The 24,413-nt window shown below is 68.3% G+C and carries 20 protein-coding genes; 10 read left to right on the top strand and 10 right to left on the bottom strand.

Annotated features, from left to right (window positions below):
* Positions 1–37: 37 nt before the first annotated feature.
* Positions 38–247 carry a heavy-metal-associated domain-containing protein gene (locus ACFHVL_RS14290; protein WP_416628253.1) on the bottom strand — a complete coding sequence of 70 codons (210 nt, stop codon included), beginning with the start codon at positions 245–247 and terminating at the stop codon, positions 38–40.
* 263 nt (positions 248–510) lie between these two features.
* On the opposite strand from ACFHVL_RS14290, the gene ACFHVL_RS14285 reads away from it, so the two are divergent.
* From ACFHVL_RS14285 to ACFHVL_RS14275, 3 genes are all read left to right on the top strand, one after another.
* A complete protein-coding gene (locus ACFHVL_RS14285; RefSeq protein WP_416628252.1) occupies positions 511–2,391 on the top strand; it encodes an adenylyl cyclase in 1,881 nt (626 codons plus the stop codon).
* Between the two features lie 153 nt (positions 2,392–2,544).
* Positions 2,545–3,861 carry a low temperature requirement protein A gene (locus tag ACFHVL_RS14280; protein ID WP_416628250.1) on the top strand — a complete coding sequence of 439 codons (1,317 nt, stop codon included), beginning with the start codon at positions 2,545–2,547 and terminating at the stop codon, positions 3,859–3,861.
* An 86-nt stretch (positions 3,862–3,947) separates the two neighbouring features.
* Positions 3,948–6,542 (top strand): SpoIIE family protein phosphatase, encoded by a 2,595-nt coding sequence (locus ACFHVL_RS14275; RefSeq protein ID WP_416628248.1) that lies wholly within the window; start codon positions 3,948–3,950, stop codon positions 6,540–6,542.
* Here ACFHVL_RS14275 and ACFHVL_RS14270 read toward each other — a convergent pair.
* Entirely contained in the window at positions 6,521–7,300 is a 780-nt protein-coding gene (locus ACFHVL_RS14270; RefSeq protein ID WP_416628246.1) for a S1 family peptidase, read from the bottom strand. The two genes, ACFHVL_RS14275 and ACFHVL_RS14270, sit on opposite strands and share 22 nt — an antisense overlap.
* Positions 7,301–7,540: 240 nt before the next feature.
* Entirely contained in the window at positions 7,541–8,104 is a 564-nt protein-coding gene (locus ACFHVL_RS14265) for a hypothetical protein (protein WP_416628244.1), read from the bottom strand.
* Between the two features lie 157 nt (positions 8,105–8,261).
* Here ACFHVL_RS14265 and ACFHVL_RS14260 point away from each other — a divergent pair, with 157 nt between their 5' ends.
* The 3 genes from ACFHVL_RS14260 to ACFHVL_RS14250 all read left to right on the top strand — a co-directional run bounded on the left by ACFHVL_RS14260 (position 8,262) and on the right by ACFHVL_RS14250 (position 12,141).
* Positions 8,262–9,041, top strand: a complete 780-nt coding sequence (locus tag ACFHVL_RS14260; protein ID WP_416628242.1) for an RNA polymerase sigma factor — start codon at positions 8,262–8,264, stop codon at positions 9,039–9,041.
* Positions 9,042–9,045: 4 nt separating this feature from the next.
* Positions 9,046–10,128 carry a hypothetical protein gene (locus tag ACFHVL_RS14255; protein WP_416628241.1) on the top strand — a complete coding sequence of 361 codons (1,083 nt, stop codon included), beginning with the start codon at positions 9,046–9,048 and terminating at the stop codon, positions 10,126–10,128.
* A gap of 87 nt (positions 10,129–10,215) precedes the next feature.
* On the top strand, positions 10,216–12,141 hold the full coding sequence (locus ACFHVL_RS14250; protein WP_416628239.1) for a glycoside hydrolase family 15 protein: 1,926 nt from the start codon (positions 10,216–10,218) through the stop codon (positions 12,139–12,141).
* Here the strand turns inward: ACFHVL_RS14250 and ACFHVL_RS14245 are convergent.
* Positions 12,087–13,259 (bottom strand): glycosyltransferase, encoded by a 1,173-nt coding sequence (locus tag ACFHVL_RS14245; RefSeq protein ID WP_416628238.1) that lies wholly within the window; start codon positions 13,257–13,259, stop codon positions 12,087–12,089. The genes ACFHVL_RS14250 and ACFHVL_RS14245 overlap by 55 nt on opposite strands.
* Positions 13,260–13,411: 152 nt before the next feature.
* Here ACFHVL_RS14245 and ACFHVL_RS14240 point away from each other — a divergent pair, with 152 nt between their 5' ends.
* A complete protein-coding gene (locus tag ACFHVL_RS14240; protein WP_416628236.1) occupies positions 13,412–15,166 on the top strand; it encodes a glycoside hydrolase family 3 protein in 1,755 nt (584 codons plus the stop codon).
* Positions 15,167–15,183: 17 nt separating this feature from the next.
* Here the strand turns inward: ACFHVL_RS14240 and ACFHVL_RS14235 are convergent, their stop codons facing one another.
* Together ACFHVL_RS14235 and ACFHVL_RS14230 are read right to left on the bottom strand one after the other, a co-directional pair.
* Positions 15,184–15,903 carry an ABC transporter permease gene (locus tag ACFHVL_RS14235; protein ID WP_416628234.1) on the bottom strand — a complete coding sequence of 240 codons (720 nt, stop codon included), beginning with the start codon at positions 15,901–15,903 and terminating at the stop codon, positions 15,184–15,186.
* Positions 15,904–15,945: 42 nt separating this feature from the next.
* Entirely contained in the window at positions 15,946–16,842 is an 897-nt protein-coding gene (locus tag ACFHVL_RS14230; RefSeq protein ID WP_416628233.1) for an ABC transporter ATP-binding protein, read from the bottom strand.
* 134 nt (positions 16,843–16,976) lie between these two features.
* Between ACFHVL_RS14230 and ACFHVL_RS14225 the strand changes: the two genes are divergently transcribed.
* Both ACFHVL_RS14225 and ACFHVL_RS14220 read left to right on the top strand, forming a co-directional pair.
* A complete protein-coding gene (locus ACFHVL_RS14225) occupies positions 16,977–18,116 on the top strand; it encodes a sensor histidine kinase (RefSeq protein WP_416628232.1) in 1,140 nt (379 codons plus the stop codon).
* Positions 18,113–18,736: a response regulator transcription factor gene (locus ACFHVL_RS14220; RefSeq protein WP_416628231.1), complete on the top strand. Its 624-nt coding sequence runs from the start codon at positions 18,113–18,115 to the stop codon at positions 18,734–18,736. Before ACFHVL_RS14225 ends, ACFHVL_RS14220 begins: the two co-directional genes overlap by 4 nt.
* Positions 18,737–18,788: 52 nt before the next feature.
* Here the strand turns inward: ACFHVL_RS14220 and ACFHVL_RS14215 are convergent, their stop codons facing one another.
* Positions 18,789–19,244, bottom strand: a complete 456-nt coding sequence (locus tag ACFHVL_RS14215; RefSeq protein ID WP_416628230.1) for a hypothetical protein — start codon at positions 19,242–19,244, stop codon at positions 18,789–18,791.
* Between the two features lie 46 nt (positions 19,245–19,290).
* Here ACFHVL_RS14215 and ACFHVL_RS14210 point away from each other — a divergent pair, with 46 nt between their 5' ends.
* On the top strand, positions 19,291–20,196 hold the full coding sequence (locus ACFHVL_RS14210; RefSeq protein ID WP_416628228.1) for a DUF1963 domain-containing protein: 906 nt from the start codon (positions 19,291–19,293) through the stop codon (positions 20,194–20,196).
* A gap of 51 nt (positions 20,197–20,247) precedes the next feature.
* On the opposite strand, the gene ACFHVL_RS14205 is transcribed toward ACFHVL_RS14210, so the two are convergent.
* The 3 genes from ACFHVL_RS14205 to ACFHVL_RS14195 all read right to left on the bottom strand — a co-directional run bounded on the left by ACFHVL_RS14205 (position 20,248) and on the right by ACFHVL_RS14195 (position 23,872).
* Complete coding sequence (locus ACFHVL_RS14205) at positions 20,248–21,102, bottom strand: hypothetical protein (RefSeq protein WP_416628226.1); 855 nt, start codon at positions 21,100–21,102, stop codon at positions 20,248–20,250.
* Between the two features lie 394 nt (positions 21,103–21,496).
* Positions 21,497–22,474 (bottom strand): hypothetical protein, encoded by a 978-nt coding sequence (locus ACFHVL_RS14200; RefSeq protein WP_416628225.1) that lies wholly within the window; start codon positions 22,472–22,474, stop codon positions 21,497–21,499.
* Between the two features lie 357 nt (positions 22,475–22,831).
* Positions 22,832–23,872, bottom strand: a complete 1,041-nt coding sequence (locus tag ACFHVL_RS14195) for a hypothetical protein (RefSeq protein ID WP_416628224.1) — start codon at positions 23,870–23,872, stop codon at positions 22,832–22,834.
* Positions 23,873–24,413: the final 541 nt, after the last annotated feature.

The raw sequence follows: 24,413 nt of genomic DNA, 5'->3' as shown, positions 1-24,413 counted from the left end.
GGCGTGCAGCTCAGCCGGCGTACGAGCGGCGTGCAGCTCAGCCGGCGACGACCTGGTAGCCGGCCTCCTCGACCGCTTCGGCGACTGCTTCGTCGCTCACCGCCGGTTCGCTGCGCACGGTGAGCTGCCCGCCGGCGAGGTCGACCGAGACCCCGGTGACCCCGGCGATCTTGCCGACCTCAGCGGTGACCGATGCGACGCAGTGCGCGCAGGTCATTCCCTCGACGGCATAGCTACTGACAGACATCGTCGCCTCCTCGCGCTCGCAGCTCGGGTACGAATGGTACCCCTACCCCGATGTGGTATATGCAACGGTGCACTCGGGTTCGAGTCCGACGAGCCGGCGAGCAGCCATGGCCAAAGACTGATTCACAGGGTAGAAACAGGGCAACCCGAGATCGCCTGTGGTCGTTTCGGCCACCAAACGGGAGAGCGCTCTCACGCCCCACCCATCCACTCCACCGCGCTGCCTCCCGGCCGACCCGGGGCGCAGTGGGAAGGACGAGCGGCATGTTCCGACGACACCACGCCCGACATGACACGACCCGCCGGGCGGTCACCCTCGGTCTGACGCTGGCGACCATCGCCGCCACCGTCGCCAGCACCTCCGCCTCCGCCGGCCCGCCGAACCGGCCCGGCAGGACCGACCTCGGTTCGCAGGTCACGATCTTCCATCCCGGCATGCCGGTGAGTCGGATCCAGGCCAGTCTGGACGCCGTACACGCCGACCAGGTCGACAACGAGATGGGCCGGCAGCGGTACGCGTTCCTCTTCCTGCCCGGCAGCTACGGCACCGCCGAGCAGCCGTTGCACATCAAGGTCGGCTACTACACCGAGATCGCCGGGCTGGGCGCCACACCCACCGACGTCGTGATCAACGGCAAGATCGAGGCCTACAACCGCTGCCTGACCGAGGGTGGCACCGCCAACTGCATCGCGCTGGTCAACTTCTGGCGTACGTTGTCGAACCTGTCGCTGCGCGTCGACGCGACCGGCCAGGACGAATGCCGCTCGTCGGCGAACTTCTGGGCGGTCTCGCAGGCGGTGTCGATGCGCCGCGTCGATGTCAGCGGCGGCGGATTGTCGCTGATGGACTACTGCACGGCCGGCCCACAGTACGCCAGCGGCGGATTCATCGCCGACTCCCGGCTGCCGGCGACCACCAACGGATCCCAGCAGCAGTGGCTGACCCGCAACAGCGAGATCGAGAGCTGGTCCAACGGCGTCTGGAACCAGGTCTTCGCCGGGGTCGTCGGCGCGCCGGCCGACACGGCGTTCCCCGACCCGCCGTACACCACGCTGGAGACGACGCCGCTACGCCGGGAGAAGCCCTACCTGTTCGTCGACTCCAGGGGCGCCTACCAGGTCCGGGTGCCCGCCGTGCAGCGCGACAGCCGGGGCATCTCGTGGGGCGACGGGATGACACCGGGGCGGACGATCCCGGTCCGTGACTTCTTCGTGGCCACCCCGGCCGACCCGGTCCATGTGATCAACAGGCAACTCGCCCGCGGCCGGCACCTGCTGCTCACCCCGGGGGTGTACGACATCGAACGCAGCATCGCGGTCCGGCGACCCGACACGGTCGTCCTCGGCATCGGCCACGCCACGCTGACCGCCCGCCACGGTGCCGTCCCGCTCGACGTCGCCGCAGTGCCTGGCGTCGTGGTGGCCGGGGTGACGATCGACGCTGGCGAGCGCGAGTCCCCGGTGCTGCTGCGGGTCGGTGCCAAGCATGGCCGCAGCAGCAGCACCGCCCGCAACCCGATCACCCTGTCGGATGTGTACTTCCGGGTCGGCGGACCCCACGTCGGTCGGACCGACATCGCGCTGGAGATCAACAGTGATCATGTGCTGATCGATCACACCTGGGTGTGGCGGGCCGACCACGGCGTCGAGGGCTTCACCGAGGGCGTCAACGGCGACACCGACCGCTGGCACACCAACACCGGCCGGTACGGAGTGGTGGTCAACGGCGACCACGTCACCGCGACCGGGCTGTTCGTCGAGCATTTCCAGCGGTACAACACGGTGTGGAACGGCGAGCACGGCCGGACGGTCCTGTATCAGAACGAGTTGCCCTACGACCCGCCGGCACAGGCAGACTGGATGAACGGCGAAAGCCCCGGCTGGGCCGGCTACAAGGTGGGCGATCACGTACGGCACCACACGCTGCACGGCGGCGGGGTGTACGTGTTCAACCAGAACGACCCGTCGATCCGCACCCGCAACGGGTTCGAGGTGCCGGTTCGACCGGGCGTGCGCCTGCACCACATCATGACCGTCAACCTCAGCGCCGGAGTGATCGACCACGTGGTCAACGGCGTCGGCGAGGCAGCGGACATGGCCCGGGTCGGGTCACCGGTCTACCTGGTCGAGTACCCGGTGCGGTGATCGACCCGCCCTGCTCTTCCGGCCGGCGGCGGAAGCTCCGCCGCCGGCCGGCAGGCAGTGCTCCGGACCGAGCGCGACCTCGGCCCGAAGGGCAGAAGTTGACATTCCTGGTGTAATAACCGCAGAAGACCAGCTAATCCGCATAATTAGGTCGTGAGCGGCGAAGGCGCAGCGGCGGTCCGCGTCCAGCCAGCAGCACCCGGGGCAAAGGTCACCAGGTTGGAGCTCTTCTTCGACCTGGTGTTCGTCTTCGCCTTCATCCACCTCAACACGCTCACCGTCGAGAGCCTGGACGTGGGTGGGCTACTCGGCATCTTCTTCCTGCTCGCCGTGCTCTGGCTGGTCTGGTCCCGGTTCGCCGTGCTCGGCAACAACCTGCGCGCCGACCAGGGCATCATGCCGATCCTCGGATTCGCGATCATGACCGCGATCTTCGTGTCCGTGGCGATCCTGCCCGAATCCAGCGACGACGCCGCTTCGCCACCGCCGAGCGTGGCATGGTCCGTACCCAGTGAACTCGTCTTCCCGGCGTGCTACTGCCTGATCTGGGTGCTGGAGATCCTCGCGCTGCGGTACGCCGCCCAAAGGCTGCCGTCGCTGCGGTCCATCTGGTGGCGCACCACTCCGGCGTTGCTGTTCAGCACCGTACTGCTGGTGCTGGCCGCCCTGCTGCCACCGCGCCTGGGCGGCGATGCCGAACTCGCCGCGTTCATCTGCCTCTGGGTGGCGGCCATCGCCATCGCCTACCTGGCGGTACTGCCCACGAAGGTACTCACCATGGTCTCGGCCGGGCACTGGGCCGAACGCCACGCCCAGATCGTCCTGATCGCCCTCGGCGAATCGGTCATCTCCCTCGGCATCGGTGCCGACCTGCTGGGCGGCGCGCCACTGATGGTGCCGCTGATCGGCGCGGCCGTCCTCGGCATCGCCCTCATCTGCGCGCTCTGGTGGACCTACTTCGATGCCCGGTCGATCGCGGCCGAACAGATCCTGCACCGTACGCACGGCGTCGCCCGGCTCCGGCTGGCCCGCGACGCGTACACCCTGCTGCACTTCCCGATGGTCTTCGGCATCATCCTGCTCGCCCTCGGCATCAAACAGGTGCTCGCCCACCTGGCCAGCCTCTCCAACAACGCGGAACCAGCCGTGCTCGAACCGATCCACCTTCGGGTGCTGTACGGCGGGGTACTGCTCTACCTGCTCGCGCTGCTCGCCTTCCAGGCCCGCACCATCCGCATGGTCCACGCGGTCTCCGTCGCACCGGTCGTCGTCCTCGGTGTCCTGCTGCCACTGGCCGAGCGGATGCCGCCGCTGCTCGCACTCGCGCTGCTCAGCCTCGTCGTCCTCACCGCGACGATCGTCGAGAACCGCCGCAACAGTGGCCAGCGCCAGGAGTTGCGCAACAGCCGGCTCGCCGAGCAGCAGGCGCTGGAAGGCGAGGAGACCAGCTGGCGCAGCCGGCACCAGTGACGCGCCGGCCGCCGCCCTGCACGGCAACTCGCCGGACCTGATCGCGCACTTGGGCGCGCTCGGCCGGGCATGTAAAAGTAGCTCACATGACACCAGTGGCCGGCCAGCCGACGGGCCGGCGACCGGATCGGATCCGTCAGGTCCGCGCGTCCGCGTTGATCGCCCTCGCCGTCGCTGCCGCGTACACGCTCGGGTCGGGCTGCTCCTGGTTGCTGTTCCACGCCTCGGCCGTCGGAGCGGTGTTCTTCCCCCCGGCCGGGGTGACCCTCGGCGCGCTGGTGCTGGCCCGACGCCGGCACTGGCCGTGGATCCTCGGCGCGGCCGGCACCGCCGAGTTCGGCATCGACATGGGGCAGGGACTCGATCCGCTGAGCGCAGCCGGTTTCGTGGTGACGAACGTGGTCGAGCCGCTGGTCGGCGCCACTCTGCTGCGCCGGACTCTGCCCGAGCGGATCGACCTGACCCGGTACCGCGACGCGATCGCGTTCCTGCTCTGTGCCGTCGTCGCCGGCCCGGCGGCCGGGGCCGTGATCGGGGCCAGCACCAGTGTCCTGACGATGCGGTCGGGCTGGTGGGCGGCGTTCGGTCAGTTCTGGGCCGGCGACGGCCTGGCCGTAGTCACCCTCGGTGCCGCCCTGGTCGGACTCGACTCGCTGCGCGGACGCATCCGCTTCTGGCAGCTGACCCGAGGTGGTGCGACGCTGGCCGTCACCGGCCTGCTGACCACCGTCGGTTTCTGGCCCCGCAGCGTCCCGCTGGCCTACCTGCCGGTCCCGGTGCTGCTCGCGGTCGGCTTCCGGGGTCGGGTCGCGACCGTCGGAGCCGCCGGATTCGTGATGGCGTTCACCGCCAACCTGCTCAGCGCGGCCGGACACGGGCCGTGGGCGGCGCTGGTCGACCGACCCCGGCTGGAAGCCGCGTCCCTTCAGGTCTACCTGGCGGTGGTGGTGCTCGGGGCCTGGGCCCTGGCGATCGCGGTCGCCGAACGGGATCGGGCGCAGGCCGAGTCCCGACGGGAGGTGGCCGCCCGCCGACGGCTGCAGGCGCTGCAGGACGTCACCGCCGGACTGGCCACCGCCGCGACGTCGGAGCAGGTCATCCGGGTGCTGGTCGACCAGGGCGTGGGGCTGGTGGCCGACCACGGCGCGGTGGCTCTGGTCGAGCAGACCGGCGGGTGTCTGCGGACCTGGGCCACGTCGGCCACGCCGGAGCTGGTCGCCGGTCGCGGCGTCGAGGTGTCGCTGACCGAGCCGGGCCGGTTGCCGATCGTCGACGCGGTCCGCACCGCACAACCGATCCGGCTGCCGACGGTCGGCGCGATCACCGCCCGCTACCCGGCGCTCGCCCAGGTCCACTCGCACATCGCCACCCGCAGCCTGTTGGTGGTCCCGATCCGGGTCGGCGACCGCTGCCTCGGTGCGCTGGCGTTCGGTTTCGACCACGACAACGCCATCACCCCGGAGGTCGCTTCGATCGCGCAGACGCTCGCCGAACTCGCCGGCCAGGCGGTCGAGCGCGCCGAGCTGTACGAGGCCGAGCACGCGGCCGCGCATCAGCTGCAGAGCGCGTTGCTGCCGGAGATCTCCGCCGATCTGCCCGGTGTCACGGCCGCCGTCTGCTACCGGCCGGCGGAGCGGGGCCGCGACGTCGGCGGCGACTGGTACGACGTGTTCGAGCTACCCGGCAACCGGGTCGGCATCGCCGTCGGCGATGTCGTCGGCCACGGCCTGGCGTCGGCGATCGCCATGGGCCGCCTGCAGCAGTCGCTGCGTTCGGTGGCGCAGACCGGCGCCTCACCGGTCGAGGTCCTCGAAGCGCTCGACACCGCCTGCCACACCATCGCCGGCGCCGACTTCGCCACCGTCGGGTACGCCGAGTACAGCCCGACCGACCGGTTGCTCACCTACACCTGTGCCGGGCATCTACCGCCGCTGCTGGTGGCGGACGGTGCCGCCCGCTACCTGACCGACGCCCGTTCGCTGCCGCTGCGGTTGACCGGGCGGCCACGGACCCAGGCCCAGACGGTGGTGCCCTCCTCGGCGATGCTCGTCTGGTACTCCGACGGGTTGGTCGAGCGCCGCGACCAGGTGATCGATGCCGGGCTGGACCGGTTGAACCGCGCCGCCGCCCAGCTGACCGGCGTGGACCCGCAGGTCTGGTGCGACCGGCTGCTCGACGCGATGACCGACGGTCAGGCGATCACCGACGACACCGTGGTCGCGTGCGTACATCTCGGTGGGTTGCCGGCCGGTACGGCCAACTCGCTGGCGCTGCGGCTGACCCTGACCTCACCGGATGACCTGTCGGCCGCGCGGCGGGCGCTGCGGGACTGGTCGGCCAAGCACGGCCTGCATCCTGACCAGGTCGACGCGCTGCTGGCCACCTGCAACGAGGCGCTGATCAATTCGCTGGAGCACGCGTACCACTCGCAGCCGGCCGGACCGGTCGCGTTGCGGGTGACCCTGCTCGACCGGCGACAGGTGCGGATCGAGGTGACCGACCGGGGTCATTGGCGGGGCCAGTCGCAGGACGGTTCCGACCGGGGGCGCGGCCTGAATCTGATCAACCGGATGGCGCGTCGGCTCGTCCTGGACCTCAGCGGCACCGGCACCCGGGTCACCATCACTCTGCCCGGGGCCGGTGCTCGCGGAGGCGTCGATCAGCCCCGGATGATCTGGTGAATCCAGTCGGCGATGTTGTCGACCCGGGAGGTGATCTCGATGTCGGTGTGCGGGCAGGCCGGCCCGTCGCTCTCGATCGACACGAGCCGGGGCTTGCCGTGCGGCGGGTCGACGAAGTAGGGCGCGCCCGAGTCGTACAGGCACGCGCCGGTGTCCCGCTGCGGGTAGTGCCCGGTCACCCCGATCGTGTCGGTGCCGACGTCGGTGACCGCGACCAGTCCGGTGCGCAGCACCGTGGACGGCACCGGGTCGACCGAGGAGACCGCCCCGTAGCCGGTCAGCCGGAGCAGGTCCCCGACCGCCGGCGGCCGGTGGGCCAGGGCGATCGGCTTGATGTGCCGTACCGGCCGCTCCAGCTTCGCCAGCGCCAGGTCGTTGGTGGGCGACTGGCGTACGGCGACCACCGTGACGACCTGACCGTGGCTCCCGCTGAGGTCCGCCCGACCGACGGTGGCGGTGGTCAGGTCGGCGACGGTCCGCTCGACCCGGACGCCGTTGAGGTCCCGGAAGCAGTGCCCGGCGGTGACGACCCACTGCGGCGCGACGAGCGCTCCTGAGCAGGCGCTGTTTCGGCGGCCGCCGTCGGCCGTCGGAATGCCGGTCGCGGTCAGCTTGACCGAGAACTGGTACTTGCCCTGCGGGACGATCTCGCCGTTGGCGACAGCGGTGGCCGGGCCGGCGGACGCGACGCCGAGGCCGGCGGTGACGGCCACCGCGAGCGCCACGGTGGCCAGGCGTAGTACAGGGGTACGGGACACCATACGATCCTTACGAGACAGTCCCGCGGCACTGTTGGGGGTCGATCGGTCGAGGTCCGGCGGGCGGGTGATGGTCGGGGAACATCCCGACCTTAGGTCAGCCCAGAGGCTCTTGACAGGGGCGATTCCCTACATTTGTCCATTGCCTGCGGTCACCGTCCGCGCACAGCGCATCGACGGCGACGACGGCTGCGGCGGCGGCGGCCTGAGTCGAGTGGGCGCCCGGAGTCGAGTGGACGGTCAGCTGCAGGCGCGGTAGACGTAGTCGGCGCGGTTGCGGTGCGGGCTGACGTCGGCGACCGTCCGGGCGGCGGTGCTGATCACGAAGAGCTTGGTGTCGGTCGCGCCGGTCTCGTCGAGGAACGTCGTGTTGCCGTAGCTGAGGTTGTAGTGCGCCGACTCGATACGGTTGCGCCACCCCCAGTTCCCCAGGTCCTGCCACCCACAGTCGCTGAGCCGCCCCCGGGGGTAGGCGTAATTGGTGCCGTCGTAGAAGCAGTACCACCCACCCGGGCAGTCCGGGGCGGCGAACATGGCGACACCGGTCGACGGAGCGACGCCGACGATGAACGTCCCGCCGTCGTAGGCGAGCTCGGTGTCGTTGATCCGGACGCCACCGGGGTGGGCGGCCAGGTACGCCTCGATGAGCTGCTCGATCGGGTCCCCGCCCGCCGGTTCGCCGCTCGGGCCGGCATTCCCCGCCGCTGGCGCACCAGCGAGGAGCAGGGCCAGGATCAGCGCGACCGAGACGCTCCACCGGGCCAAAGGGCGGGCGGGGTTTCGAATCAGATTCGGGTACGTCATGGCGACCTCCGCGACTGTCGTCCAGCTGATCGGTGCATGTCATTTTACTGATCGGCGACAATCTAGGCCTTCCGCGAACAATCAAGAAAGTTTGACGTTCGCACCCCGACAGCATCGAGGACTGCACCTCGATCAGCACATGGGCACAGGTCAATATATGAGAACCGATCTCTTTTCCGTCTCGACAGTTGACCTGCCGATCCTCCGAACCAATGATCAACACGTAAACCGTGCATGTTTCATGGTCCAGATACTGGAACATTCGGCCAAGATCGACAAGATTTTTTCATCACGATCGGGCACTCTGACGCCTCTTATATGGCGGGCGCCGGTTCCGGCGCCCCCGGCCGCAGCGGCACCGCCGAGACAAGTAGCAAGGAGCGTTGTGGACGCAGAGGATGCGGCAGAGATCGACGGTTGGCTCGCAGAGCTGGTACGAGAACATCGATCTCTGCTGTGGACGGTATTGGTTCAGCGGCTCGGCGACACCGGAGCAGCCGAAGATCTTCTGCAGGAGACATTCATCAAGGCCTGGGAGTACCGCAGGGCTGGCCACCAGATCAAGTATCCGAAGGCCTGGCTGTACCGGGTGGCCAGCCGGATGGCCGACAAACACCGGGTCCGGGATCAGCGGGCCCGCCAGGCCTGGCAGTCGGCCGCGCTGTCGCTGGTGGTCAGCAACGACGGTGACATCGGCGCCAGCGAACTGCGGCAGGACGTCCTACGGCTCTGCCGCAGACTCAGCGCGAAGGATCGGGAGTGCCTACGGCTCACCATTTCCGACGTCAGCACGGCGGACATCGCGGCGATGCTCCGGATGAGCCCGGAAGCGGTGCGGCAGTCGCTGTACCGGACCCGCAGCGCGCTGCACAGATTGCGAGACGAGGCGCACCACCGGCAGGCCTGGCGGAGCACATCGGCACGCGGAAGGGAGTGACCCGATGGATCACGAATGGACAGAGGACGAGTTCCGCCGGGACGAGATGGTGCAACTGGCCGCCCGGGTACTGTTGCGCAGACCCGGACGGGTCCCGGCACCCCCGGAGATCGACGTCACGCACCTGCTCACGATCGCCCACGAGCGACGGATGAGCCGCGCGACGACCAGATGGTGGTCCCGCTGGCCACGCCAGCACCGGCTGCCGCTCTGGCGACGGTTCGGACGCTGGGGTCCGGCGGTCTCCGTGGCCGCCGTCCTAATGTTGCTGGTCGGTGGGATCGGCACGCTACGCCCGGACGGTATTGGTGGTCCGACCGCGCCGGAGCCCACCGGGCCCGACTCGGCCGGACCGGGCGAGCCCGGCTCGCGGCCGCCGGCCCCGGTGACCGCCGGGCGGGGTGTCACCCCGGCCCGCCACCAGCTCGCCAGCATCGCCCGCTACGTGGCCACCCTGCCGGCCACGGCGTCCACCGGTCGGTACACGTACGTGCACCTGCAGACGTGGTGGGCCGCCGACCCCGCGACCGGGCAGCCGATCGGCGGGTACGACCAACGTCTCTGGTGGGCCGCCGACCGGTCCGGCCAGGCGGTGCGGACCGATCCCGCCGCGCCGGAGTCGACCCCGGACGTGTTCACCTACCAGCCGGGCGCCCTCGGGGTCGCGGTGGCCGATCCAGCCGAGGACCGGACCGTCCTCGCCGGCCAGCTCGCCGAGGAACAGCCCTTCGACGAAGGCCCCCAGGCGGTACTGCGATCCGTGGTCGGCCTCTACCGCTTCCACGACCTGTCACCACTACAACGCGCCGCCGTACTGGGTGTCCTCGCCGACGCCGACCTGTACATCCACGGTCCGGTGCTGGACCGCGCCGGACGTTCCGGAGTGGCGATCAGCGCGACCGGGACGATGGACGGCGCAGCGGTCCGCGACACGGTCGTGGTCGACACCGCCACCGGCCGGCTGCTCAGCTACGAACGCGTCGCGCTACCCGACGGCACCCTGGACGCGGCCGGCACCCTCACCCACTACCTGGTGTTCCTGCGCTCCGGCCGAGTCGACCAGTTCGGTGCCGAGCCTGGACCCTGAAGCCGCGAAGATCCGCACCGCCACACGGTGGCCCACCTTCCGCCACCCCCGATGGCATGATCACGGCCGAGCGGGGTAGCCGGCCGGATGACCGATATCGCCGGCTATGGGCTGCTGAGTGACTGCCAAGGTGCTGCCCTGGTCTCACTGGCGGGTTCCGTCGACTGGTGGTGCCCGGCCCGGTTCGACGCCCCGAGCGTGTTCGCCCGGCTGCTCGATCCGCAGGCCGGGCACTGGTCCATCGCCCCGGTCGCCGAGCACACCGCCACCCGCCGCTACCTCGACGGAACCATGGTGGTGCAGACCGACTTCCGGACCGGCGACGGGCAGCTGCGGGTCACCGACGCGCTCGCGCTGGGTCCCGGCGAGCGCGGCCACCGCATCGGACTCGGCTCCCCGCACCAACTGCTGCGCCAGGTGGAGGTAATCAGCGGCACGGTGGAGGTCGCCGTCGAGCTGGTGGCCCGCCCCAGGTACGGCATGGTCACCCCGACAGCCACCCGGCTGGACACCGGGGCGCTCGGGCAGGGCTGTGCCGTCGAGCTGGTCGGCGGCGGCGACCGGCTGGTGCTGACCGGCGACGTACCGCTGGTCGCCGTCGACGGAGCGGTGACCGCGCGGTTCACCCGCACCGCCGGCGACATCGTCAGCTTCGCGCTACGGCACGAGCCCACCGATGCCCAGCCCACCAGAGCCGACCGGCCGGCCGGGTTGGCCGGGTTGGCCGGGTTGGCCGACACGATCGCCGGCTGGCGGTCCTGGGACGAGCTGCACCGCGGCTACCAGGGCCCCTACCTCGACCAGGTACGGCGCAGCGCACTGGTGCTGCAGGCGTTGACGTACCAGCCGACCGGTGCGGTCGTCGCCGCCGCCACCACCTCACTACCGGAGGAGCTCGGCGGCACCGCCAACTGGGACTACCGGTTCGGCTGGCTGCGCGACGGTGCCTTCACCATGCAGGCGCTGTGGGTGGCCGCCTGCCCCGACGAGGCGTACCGGTTCTTCGGCTGGATGGCCGACTCCAGCGGTGCCCCGGCCGACGGTACGGAGCTGCCGGTCGGACAACCCGTACCGGTCATGTTCGGTGTCGACGGGGAACGGGATCTCACCGAACACACCCTCGATCACCTTGCCGGCTACCAGGGCTCGCAGCCGGTGCGGGTCGGCAACGACGCCTGGCGGCAGCGGCAACTCGACGTACTCGGCGAAGTGCTGCACAGCGCCTGGATCATGCGGGACCAGCTGGCCGACATCTCCCCCGGCACGGCCGACTTCCTGCGGTCGCTGGCCGACCGGGCGGCGACCCGCTGGACCGAGCCGGACGCCGGAATCTGGGAAGGCCGTGAAGGCGACCGGCACTACGTCACCTCGAAGCTGCTGTGCTGGGTGGCCCTGGACCGAGCAGTGCAGCTGGCCGAGCTGCTCGACGCCGACACCGGCACCGAGCTGCCCCGCTGGCGACAGGCCCGCGAGGACGTCCGAGCCGCGATCCTCGACGAGGGCTGGAACCCCGACCGGCAGGCGTTCACCGGTGCGTTCGGCTCATCGCACCTCGATGCCGGGGTGCTGATCATGCCGATCGTGGGTTTCCTGCCCGGCACCGATCCCCGCGTCGTGTCGACCGTGGACGTCATCGAACAGGAGTTGGGCCACGAAGGGCTGGTGCAGCGTTGGACCGGTGCCGGCGACGAGGGAGCGTTCCTGATCTGCTCCTACTGGCTGGCCCAGGCACACGCCCTGGCCGGCCGGCCGGACCGGGCCCGGCAGGTGTTCGACCGGGTCACCAGCTGCGCCAACGATCTCGGCCTGCTCTCCGAGGAGGTCCTGCGCAGCGACGACAGCCTGATCGGCAACTTCCCGCAGGGGCTGTCGCACATTGGTCTGATCAACGCCGCGTGGCGGATCTCCCAAGCTGAACAGGCCGCGCGCCGGACAGGTCAGACCGCGAGCCAGGCCGGTCAGACCGGCAGCGGCGCGGCGGACAACCGCAGTCCGGCCAGATTCTCCCGGTAGGACCGGTCCTCGAGGACCCGCGACACCGCGTCGGCGATCCGGTCCGCGCAGCCGGCGTCCAGCAGCCGGTGCGGCGCGTCCCGGTCGGTGCAGGCACCCGCGTCCAGGTCGATGCCGATTCCCAGCCGCTGTGCCTGCCGGGCCACCAGCGGCTGATCGCCGAAGAACGGCACGACCACCATCGGCACCCGGGCCAGGATCGCCTCGTGGAAGCTGTTGCTGCCGCCGTGGGTGACGAACACGTCGGCCCGGCTGAGCACCTGCTGCTGGTCGACCGCGTGTTCGACGGACCAGTTCGCCGGGTAGCGGTCCAGGATCCGCCGGCCCCGGGTCGGGAACACCACCGTGACGTCGCCGCCGCCCCAGCGGCCGGCCAGCCCGGCGACGCACCGGCGCAACGCACCGACCAGCTTCGGGTCGGCGTGCCACAGGTTGTCCAGCACCTCGGTGCCGAACGACAGGTAGATCACCGGCCGCGCGCCGCGCCGGTCCGTCCGTCGCCAGCCGTCGGAGAGGTAGCCGGCGAACTGGTACCCGTCCGAGGCCCGGTTGGTCCGGAAATCGGCCGGTGTCACCGACGGGTACGACCAGAGAACGTTCAGGTCACCGGGCAGGTGCAGACTGTTCGAGACGAGTTCCACGGTGACCGGGTCCACGCCTAGGCCGTACCGCCGGTCCAGGTGTTCGATCGCCACGGCGTTGGCCGGCGACCGCAGACAGCGGCCCAGATAGTCGGTGTCGTCCATCGGCCCGACCAGGCCCGGCACCGAACTCCACGCCGGCACGCCGAGTCGCCGCGCGACCAGATGACCCTCCACCGCGCAGAAGTCGTACACCACCAGGTCCGGATCGAAGCTGCGGGCCGCCGCCAGGCACTCGTCGAGCAGCCGGTACGCCCGGTCGAACACCCGGTCGGCCGGGGTGTTGACAAAGGCGGCGCAGCCGGGCACCGCAACGGTCAGCCCGGCCAGGTCGCCGAGTCGGGGCGCGGTGGTCTGCCGGTCCACCAGGACCAGCCGGAAACTGTGCTCGGCCCGGTGGCTGCGGATCAGCCGCTTGAGGATGTTCAGGTGCCCCTCGTTGGGAATGCTGAAGACCAGCACCCGTCGTCGCGCCATCGCGCCTCTCCCGCCCCCTGTACCCGCACCCTGGCCACCCGCCACGCCCGTACCGGTGCCGCCGTGCGGTTTCCCCGGCACCGGTCACCCAAACCGATGGTCACCGGCCAAAGCGCCCGACCGACCGTGCCGCGACCACTACCGTCGGTCCGGTGACCCAGCAGCCCACCATGACGAAGCAGCCGCAGCAGGTGGACGAACTGCTGGCGCGGATGAGCCTGCCGGAGAAGGCGGGGCTGCTGTTCCACCCGATGATCGGCATCGGGCCGGGCGGCACCCTGGCCGCCGCCGACCCGGACGCCGGACTGCTCGCGGCCGAGGAACTCGTCCTGCAGCGGCGGATCACCCACGTCAACCTGGTCGGCACCGCTGCGGCCGCCGACCTGGCCCGCTGGCACAACCACCTGCAGGACCTGGCCGCGTCGACCCGGCTCGGCGTACCGGTGACGATCTCCACCGACCCTCGGCACGCCCGGTCGGCCAACCCCAACACGGCGGCGCTGGCCGGGGTCTTCTCCACCTGGCCGGAGCCGCTCGGGCTGGCCGCGATCGGCGATCCGGAGCTGGTGTGGCGCTACGCCGACACCGTCCGGCGCGAGTACCTGGCGGTCGGCATCCGGGCCGCGCTGCACCCACAGGCCGACGTGGCGACCGAGCCGCGCTGGCCACGCGTACTGGGCACGTTCGGCGAGGACCCGGAGCTGGTCAGTCGGCTGACCGTCGCGTACCTGGACGGGTTGCAAGGCCCGGAGCTCGGACCGGGCAGCGTCGCCGCGCTGGTCAAGCACTTCCCCGGCAGCGGCCCGGTCCGCACCGGCGAGGACCCCCATTTCCGGTACGGCGCCGAGCAGGCCTACCCGGGTGGTCGCCTTGCCGCCCACCTGGCGCCGTTCGTGGCGGCGGTCCGGGCCGGTGCCGCCCAGGTGATGCTCGGCTACGGGATGCCGGTCGGCACCGAACTGCCGCCGGTCGCGTTCGCCTTCAACCACGAGGTGGTGACCGGTCTGCTGCGCCGCCAACTCGGCTTCACCGGGGTGATCTGCGCCGACTGGGGGGTGCTGACCGACGCCTGTTTCCGGGGCGAGCACCGGCCGGCCCGCGCCTGGGGTGTCGAACACCTCGACCCGGCGGCTCGGCTGCGGACCGCACTGCACGCCGGGGTCGACCAGTTCGGCGGCGAGGCCCGCCCGGACCTGGTGGTCGACCTGGTCCGTGGCGGTCAGGTCACCGAGGAGCAGATCGACGCCTCGGCCGCCCGAATCCTGCGCGACAAGCTACGCCTCGGGCTGTTCGAGCACCGGTACGTCGACCCGGAACGCGCCGAGCAGGAGGTCGGCAACTCGGCGGCCCGCGCCGACGGGCTGGCCGCCCAGCGGGCCTGCCTGACGCTGCTGCGCAACGCCGTACCGGGTGACCACGCCCGGCTGCCGCTCGCCGCCGGCCTGCGGGTGTACGCCGAAGGCCCGCTGCGGGCGGCCCTGTCGCCACGCTGGACGATCGTCTCCGACCCGCACCAGGCCGACGTGGCGGTGCTGCGGCTGCCCGCCCCGTTCGAGCGGCGAACCGGCAAGATCGAGGCATACTTCCACGCCGGGTCGTTGGAGTTCTCGCCGGCCACGATGGATCGGGTGCGGGCGATCTCGGCGGTGGTGCCCACCGTGGTGGACGTCTACCTGGACCGGCCGGCGGTGCTCACCGAACTCGCCGGTTGCGTGGCCGCGCTGCTGGTCAGCTTCGGGGTCGACGACGCGGCCCTGGTCGACGTGCTCGCCGGGCAGGCGACCCCGGCCGGCCGGCTGCCGTTCGACCTGCCGCGCAGCCAGCAGGTGGTGCTCGCCGGTCAGCCGGACGCCCCGTTCGACGACCCGTACCCGCTGTTCCGCTACGGCCACGGGCTGACGTACTGAGATCTGAGCGGGTGTCGTCAGCGGCGGGGTTCCCAGCTGAAGAGTCGGGCGGCCAGCGCGACGGCGACGACGACCCAGCCCAGGGTGGGCGCCAGCAGGATCAGCGAATCGGTCACCGCGACGCCACCGTTCCAGGCGTCGAGGACCAGTTCGGTGGCCGCGCCGCCGGGGAGTAGCCGCTTGAGCAGGGTGAGGTTCTCGGTGCCGGTGATGCCCACCCAGCTCGTCACGGCGATGACGCCGAGACTGACCGGCAGCGTGGTCACCTGGGCATGCTCGGGTGAGTTCGTCAGCCCCGCCGTGGCCAGTCCCAGGCCGATCAACATGGCCAACGTCGCGACGACGGCCGCCACCAGCAGTGGGACGTTCGCCGGCTGACCGGTGATCACGCCCAGTACGGTCAGGATCCCGGTGACCTGGAGCAGCGCGATGACGGTTGCCGGGGTGAGCAGTCCGGCGAGGATCTGCGGGTCGCTCGCCGTGGTGGAACGCAGCCTCTTGAGGAAGAGGTTCTGTCGGCGGGAGGCGAGCGTGGTCACCGTCGTGGCGTAGAGCCCGAACGCGCCCACGGTGAACACCACCACCCCGGCGATGTACCCGAGGCTGCCCAGCGTCGCGAAGGCCTCGTGCCGGGAGATGAAGAACCCGCTGACCACCACGGGCATGATGAAACTCGTCACCAGCACGAGCCGGTTGCGGAAGATCTGGATCAGTTCACTGGCGGCTATGGCAAGCATGGCGATGCGGTCCGTTCCTGGAGAAGTGTCTGGTCGGAGGGTCTATTCGTTGCCGATGGCGCGGAACACGTCGTCGAGCCGGGTCGGCCCGGCTTCGAGGCCACGCAGCTCCACGGCGTGCTCCTGCGCCCAGCGCAGCAGGGTGTGCAGGTCGCGCTGCAGGTCGAGGGTCTCGATGCGCAGCACGCCGCCGTCGCCGTGCTCGGCCGGCAGCGGCAGCGCCGGTGCCTGGGCCGTTGCCTGATCCGGCAGTGAGAAGCTGATCACCGCCGGCAGGGACCGGGTCAGCTCGGCGACGGTTCCCTCCCGGCGCAGAGTGCCCCGGTGCATCAGACCGATCCGGTCGGCGCGCTGCTGCGCCTCTTCCAGGTAGTGCGTGGTCAGCACGACGGTCGAACCGTCCTCGCGCAGCTTGTCGATGACCTGCCACAGATCGTCGCGGGACTGGATGTCCAGCCCGGTGGTCGGCTCGTCCAGGAAGATCAGCTCCGGTGCCCCGTACACGGCGGTGGCGAAATCCAGCCGCCGTTTCTCGCCGCCGGAGAGCTGGGCGACCAGCGTGCCGGCCTTGCCGGTGAGGTCGACCAGGTCGAGCACCCGGTCGACATGGTCGACCCGCTGACTGAGCTTCCCGATCAGCCGGACCGATTCCTGCACGGTGAGATCCGGCGAGAATCCGGACTCCTGCAGCATGATGCCCATCCGGGGCCGCACGGCGGCGCGGTCACGGGGGCTCTGCCCGAAGACCCGCACGACACCTGAGGTCGCCGTACGGTGGCCTTCGATGGTCTCCAGGGCGGAGGTCTTCCCGGCACCGTTCGTGCCGAGCAGCGCGTAGAGCTCCCCGCCGCGTACGTGGAAGGAAAGGTCCTTGACGGCGTGGAAGTCGCCGTAGGAAACGTTGAGGCGTTCGACCTCGATGACTGGGGTAGTGGACATGCCGTCAATTCCAGCGCGCAGCGCGCCAACCGGTCAGTGCGACCACGTCACCACTTCGCCATGACATTCCAGCCGGTGAAACCGTGACGTAGTGTCACTGGTGGCCAGCCCGAAACCGGACGAATACTCAGGAGATGCCCGAGCACACTGAGCCCACGCGGCGACGGCTGCGCAAGCTCAACCTCATCATGCTGGTCCCGCCGCTCGCGGTCGGCGGGGCTGCCGTGGTGGTGGCCGACTCCCGTACCTGGTGGGATGCCGTCATCCTGGCCTCGGGCGTGATCGCGGCGCTGGTGGCCTTCGAGCGGTGGACGGCGCGCGACCTGCCCCGGTTCGCTCCGGTCTGCCTGATCATCACCGCGGCCGTCTGGCCCCTCGGCGTACTGATGATCGACAGCGCCCGGGCGTCCTACGGTCTTGCCCTCGTCGGCTCCCTCGTCGTTCCCAACCTGAAGCGGTACCGGGCAGCGGCAGCCGTCGGTCTCGTCGGCTACGTCGCCGCAGTGGGCGCGACGCGGCTGCTGGTGTCGTCCGAGGGCGTCTCCGATCTCCTCCTGCAGTACGTCGTCCTTCCCGCCGGCGCCGTCGCGGTGATCACCGGCCTGATGTTTCCGAACAAGCGGTTCTACGACGTCGTCGACGAGTTGCAGGAGTCCCGCAGGCGTGAGGCGGAACTGGCCGTCATCCGGGAACGGGTCCGGTTCGCCAGCGACCTGCACGACATCCAGGGCCACACCCTGCACGTGGTGAAGTTGAAGATCGCGTTGGCCCGCAAGCTGGTCCGCACCGACGCCGACCGGGTGGACAACGAGCTGCGCGAGATCTACGCCCTGGTCAGCGACACCATCAACCAGACCAAGGAGCTGGCCTACGCGCAGCGCCGGCTCAACCTGTCCGCCGAGCTGGAGAACGCGAAGAACCTCTTCGAGGCCGCCGGCATCCGGGTCCGGATCCGCCGCGAAGCCGAGGTCGACCCCCGCGCTGGTGAACTCCTCGGCCAGGTCCTGCGCGAAACGACGACCAACATCCTGCGACACGCCCAGGCCAGCCAGGTGGAGATCACCGTGTCCCGCTCGGGCATCACCGTCGTCAACGACGGCGCACCGCTGACTCCGCTGCCCGAGCTTCGCGGGCTGGCCACCCTGCGGGAACGGGTGGCCGGCAACGGTGGTGAACTCACCGTGGAGCAGACCGACGGACGCTTCCTGACGGCCGCCACCTTCCCGTACCCGGGCCCTGGTGCCGGCACCGAGACCCGCGTGGAGACTCCATGACGCAAGCCGACACTCCGAAGACCACAGTGGTGCTCGCCGACGATGAAGCCCTGCTGCGCAAGGCGATGGTCGCCCTGCTCCCGCTCGAAGGCGACATCACCGTGCTCGCCGAGGCAGCAGACGGCGCGTCGGCCGTCCAAGCGACGCTGCAGCACCGACCCGACGTCCTCGTCATCGACCTGGAGATGCCCGGCGTCGACGGGCTCGGTGCCGTCGCCGAGATCCGCCAGATCCGGCCCGAGCAGGTCATCCTGATGCTGACCCGGCACGCCCGACCGGGCGTGCTGCGCCGGGCGCTCAAACTCGGTGTCCAGGGCTTCGTCAGCAAGTCGGCCGAGCCCGCACACATCGCCACGGTCATCGGCACCCTGCACGCCGGCAAGCGGTGGATCGACCCGGACGTCTCCGCGCTCGCCGTCATCGACGACTGCCCGCTCACCGACCGGGAGATCGACGTACTACGCGCCACCGGCGACGGCTACTCGGTGGCCGACATCGCCGCCCGACTCCACCTCGCCGAAGGCACCGTCCGCAACTATCTGTCCAACACGATGCAGAAAACCCAGACCCGGACCCGGCACGACGCGGCCCGCTACGCCCGCGAGCACGACTGGCTCTGAGAATCCGGTGGTACGCCGTGCGCCAGCGCGGCGTCCGTCGTCAGTCGCGCGGTCAGTCGCGGTGCTGCAGCCGGTGCAGTGCGGCGGCGGCGACCAGCCCGTACGCCAGATGCGGCACGATGTCCGACACCCAGTCGGTGGCGCTCCACTGCCGCGGATCGGTCACCTTGAGCAGGGTCAGCGGCGCATCGGAGCCGGCCATCGCCAGCGCGGCCAGCAGCCCGGTCGCCGCCCAGATCGGTGCCCGCCGGGGGCCGACCATGGCGTACAGCGCGCCAGCGCCGAGCCCGGTGGCGTAGCCGAGCAGCGGCCCGAGTCCGGCCCGGCGGTTGCTGGCCGTCTGCTCGTCACCGAGGTCGACGTGCAGCGTCTCGGCGAGCCGACCGACGCTGCGCTCCGGCGTACTGCTCGCCGGCCTGGCCCGCCCGGCCATGTCGAGGTAGGTGACTATGTTGAGGGCGCTGGTGCCGGCGGCACCGGCCAGCAGCCCACTCCAGATTCGCCGCATGCCGGCCGCGTACCCGGTCAGCGGGCCGGCTAACACAATGTGACCCGTGGATCATCTGGCCCAGTTGCGCCGTAACGCACAGGAACTCGACATCCCTCCGCAGGTCGCCGACTGGCTGCTGGGGTTCGCCCGGCCGCGCATCGTGCTGCACCGCGATGGCCAGCCACGGCACGGTGCCGGCCCGGCGGCGACGACCGGGCCGATCGCCGGCTACCTCGGGGGCGACCCGATGCTGCCCGCCGACGTCGAATGGTCTGGGTTTCCGCACTTCATCGCCGCTGTCGACGGCGCCGCTCTGCCGTCCGGCGTGCTCGACATCCCGTTCCCCGCCGACGGCACGCTGCTCTTCTTCGCCAACGCGGGCGAGTTGGCGTGGGGCACCGACGCCCACGGCCGGGACGTCTCGGACACGTACGGCCGGATCGTTTACGTCCCGCCGGGTACGCCGACGGCCGCGCGGACGCCGGGGCCCGACCACCCGCCGTTTCGCGCCGAACGGGTGCCGCTGCGCTACGAGATCGCCTGGACGATGCCGGGGCACAACTCGCCGGAGTATCTGCAGCTCACCGGCAAGGCCCGCGACCTGTTCGACAAGTACCGCGGCTGCGAGATCGGCCACCCGTCGCCGGCGTCCGCCGGGGTGCTGGCCATCGGCGGTCATTCCACAGTGGTTCAGGAGCATCCGCTGGACGGACTCTATCCACCCGGCTGTGAACTCGACTTCGACGACGATGTCGAAGCCGCCGCCGCACGCTGCCCGGACGACCTACCGCTGCCGCCGCGCCCCGGACCGCAGGTCGCCCCGGACGCCGAATGGGTTGCCTTGGCGGAGCTGAAGGACCACCTGAACTGGGGCAAGACGCCGACGATCACGTTCTGGACGGTACGCCGCGACCACCTGGCGGCCCGCCACTTCGACCAGGTGCTCTACCAGCTCGACCTCAACGACTGACGTTCGAAACGGACGAACGAGTCGACCCTGGCACTCTACATACCTGCGGATCTACGCGGTCCCCCACCGAGCCCAGACTATCCCAATGATGCTCACAATCAGCACAAGGAGACCGAGTAGAGCAGAACCTATTGGTGTCACCTGATGCGGCGGACCACCAGCTCTGAAATTTCCCGAGTCTATTGCCACCGAAGCAACATCCACCCCGTCAACATCGCCCAACATTTGCATGATGGCCGTCGGACCCACCCCTTGATAGTTGAGCTCATAGATCGACACGCGCGATATTTGCTCAGGGGTCACCGTAGTCGAGATTTCGCGGACAAGATCCCAGGTGGGCGCATGGGGCGCGTCGTAGGCTACAACAATCGGCTTCTGGGTTTGACTATTCCATCCGATCAGCCTGATCAACGCCGCGCCACGAAGCGACAATGACTCACTGTCAGCAGCCTCAAGTCCGGTTACCGGATCCAGGAACGTAAGTGACCACTCTCGATCACGCTGCGGATTAATACTTGCAATCACAATCCGTGAACCACCAGGAGACCAGGCCCCCTTCCCAGCAAGCACTGACTGCGGGGGCAAGTCGAACACCGTCTTGGCTTCCGCAAGCCGGTTGTAGATTGTAACCCGACTTTCATACTGATAAGCCACCTGCGTGCCGTCCGGGCTAACGGCGACGGCGAACCCTGGCGAAGAAATCACATATGTAGCCGAGGCAAACTCCTCAAAGAGCCCATTCTCAGCGTTCAACACGCCTAGCCGATGGACAATCCCCTCAGTCATGGGGTCTTCCGCATATGACTTTGCCATCAGGATAAGAGAACCATCCGGAAGCCAGGCTTCGGGCAGCAGGACATCGCTGTCCAACGATTCCGCTTCGATGGTTCTACCGTCGCCAGCCACAAGATCGACGATCTCGACGCCTTCGTCTACCGACAGGGCGATCTGTGACCCGTCGGGCGACAGGACCGCAGTCCTTCCGGGATCTGCTGGATATCCGTGCAGGACTCTGTACTCATCTACCCCAAGCCCGATGACTGCTAGTCTGCCGGAACCATCACTAAATAGGACGCTTGCTGGGCCAGGCGGTGACCATCCGACTGGGGTCGTCAGGAGCCCAGGCGAGCCAACCTCCCTGGGTATGGATGGTTCCGCAGTTACACCTCTTCCCCCGCCTAGGTCAAGCTCCACCACCCCGTACGCCAGGATCCCTGCGCCAAGCACCCCGAGGACGAGTGAAGCGACAAAGTACCTGCGACGCCTGCCTTGCCGAATCGCAAGACCAGCACTTTCGCAATCAGCCATCCGTCGACACTCCATTCACACCGATCACCTTCTGAAGACACCGGTCGCCGCCATCAAACGAGCGGTGCGATCGCACCTTGCTCTCCACCCACGCGACCTGTCTTGCAGAGTTCTCGAACAAGCCCGGCCTGATCAGCGTTTCAGGTACTACCGTGTCTTGCGATGAAGTAACGACGCATACCTGATTCATCTCGGGAAGGACAACAGTGCCAGGATCTCCACCATCGCACGGCAAGAACTGAGCACGAATGATATCCCGACTGTCCGCTACACCAGCTAGAGGCTCGCTACTCCCACCAACTAGGCTACACATTTCTTGCACCTGGGCCAAAAACGCTGGAGACATCGAGGCCACACGATACCGCCCCCAGTAGCTGTCGGACATTTGGCCAATCAGCTCCATATCTGTCGAGGCCCGAGAATCCAGTTTCGCCTGAACATCAGGGACCTCATCGTCGTCGACGTAACCTAGCGCAACCCAACTCGAAAGCGCGTCGAACCGAGAGACTGGCAGGCTCCGGGACTGCAGCGCCACGTCCCCGCCGATCAGCGTCGGCGGTAGGCTATAAGAGCCGAGCATTGCGGCACGCGCGCTGACGAGGCGATCAACTCTCACACCGAGCGGAAATGGTCGAATTAGCACCGACCAATCAAATCGATAGTTTTCTAAATATGCTAGCCGAGCGACACCCCATGAATGGCCAACGAAGCCCACAAAGGAGAGGCGTTCCTTCTCGCCGACCGACCTTACAAGCCGTTCGTACCGGTCTGGGCGGAAACCCCAATCAGAAGCGTCGACTCCTGCACCAACTTCGCAATCAGTCGACATTTCACGGGCACGAGGTTTTGCAGTTTCCTCACCCCCCCTAACCGCCAGATAGAACGCCGAAAGTGCAGCCTCGCACTGTGGAGTCACGGCGGTCAGCACCCATGGCTCTTCAAATACAATCAAATTGTAGCCGGCGAGCACCGGGAGACTTCCTCTGGCAGACGAGATGCCGTAAGGGCTTGTAAGAACCGACTGTCCCGGGCCACCGACGTCCAAGATAACGGTCTTGTCGGTGGGCGGCATCACCCGCGATATGCTATATCTCCAAGGTCGACCATCTATTACGATCTCCGAACACGCTTCTCGGGTCGGTGAATTTTGGCAGCTCTCGAGCACATCCGCATCCCCGGAGTTGCTCTCTTGCTCACGCTGACTGCCTAGCTGCGCGAGACCCACGAATGCGACAAGGACGAAAGCGACCGCCCCAGCGACAAGCCCCCGTGGGCGCCAATCGAACTGGCGCCCACGGGAGATACTCCTACGTCGATTCACTAGGCCCTACCACCCGCTGTCTTTCTTTACATATGCTGCCGGGTTATAGCAGAGGGTTCCGGATCCAAGGACCCACCAACAGGTTTTCACTTCAACGTAGTTGTAGTCGGCCCAAGTGGGCCATGCCGACCCGTTACGTGCGTATCGCCCCGCCGCGTCCAACCGCCGCTGCTGATCGGTGGTCTGCTGCCCCTGACCGTCTGGAAACAAATCAGTTTTTATAGTTTTCGCAGAAACATTGGACAACTGAAGGATAGTGGTGCACTGACGTAGGGGAATTGTCGCACCAACATTGATGCCACCAAATGACGCACCCAGTGTGAAGGTAGCAGGATTATCCGGACAGGTCGTGACAGGCCCGGGAGGCTCGAATTGGTAAAGTGCACCTACGCCCGTCGTACCACTCCAAGGCCTTGCTGCAACAGTGTAGTCCATGATGGAGTAGTCGACAGACTCCCACGAGCTACTATAGTCGTAGGCGCGGGTGAATAGTCCCCAACGGTTGTAGACCCAGTGACCTGTTCCGCTTGCCGGCCTCCATGCCTCATAGCTGGTTGCCAAGTAGTGGTCCGAGCCGCGATTTACCTGGGCAGTGAACCACTGATCCGATGTCCATGCATCGTCGAGCGTCATGTTTGTCGTTGACATCGCGCCGTCAAATCCCGAGCCAGCTCCAAAGTTTGGAGCCAGAGACACTTGTCTATCAAGGCTTGGGGCCCACTCTGTACCGATAGCGCTGATGCCTCCCGCCTGCGCCACATACGAGACCGAGGCGGGCTTCTTCGAAGCAGGAAAAACCATGTCGACCGTCACCCGTGGATCTTCCACATCGGGAAGCGAGACGTATCTGACCGCCGCCTCATCGACAAGACGACCGGCCCGGAGCGCTGAACTGTAATATTCGTTCACACGCTGAAGGGCCTTGCTGTTGTCAGCTATCTCATCAGAGGTCTTGATGTGTTTGTCGATATCTCCCGACTCTAGGCGCACCACGCGAACTTCATCATCGACAGCCGGCCGCTGGGGAGGATCCGATGCGTAGGCCACGGTCTGCCACGGTAGCACAGCCGCGACAGCTACGATGGCGACGATGGCGATACGATCCAGAAGGTTTGGTAGGTCGAGCATGGACGGGGGTGGTCGCATACGCTCCTCCGAAGACCGACTTCCCGGATGAGGAAGTCACGGCAACGCAATCAAACCGCGAGGTCAGCCCACTTGTATGGTGCCCTACAGTCTGCGACAGCTGCCGACAGGGGTAGGTACTCGTTGGGCAAGCATAGCATTTGAAGATCGATCGATCTAGTTGTTTCCCGTTCATTCTTTGTGGTTGGTCACCCGTGCTGTGTCCGATGTGCCTTAGTACTGAAGTAGAGCTCAACAGCGGTTGTACCCCGTGAGAGCGTGTCAGCGTTTGGACCGACTATTGTTGGAAATGCGAACAGAGCCGGTGCGGACTGCAGACGGTCAGGGCTTCCACCATCTTCACCAACCGGGCCGCTTGCCTATCAAGGCCGAGCGGCTCAGATCAGGGTGAGGCCTTCCTCGGTCGGGACGTGGTGGTGGTGTGGGTGCATTCGGGGTGGAG

Origin of the sequence: Micromonospora sp. LOL_023, assembly GCF_048060115.1 — a bacterium.
Lineage (GTDB): Bacteria > Actinomycetota > Actinomycetes > Mycobacteriales > Micromonosporaceae > Micromonospora_E.
Note: the sequence above shows the minus strand (reverse complement) of the source record. Positions and strands in the feature narration are given on the sequence as shown.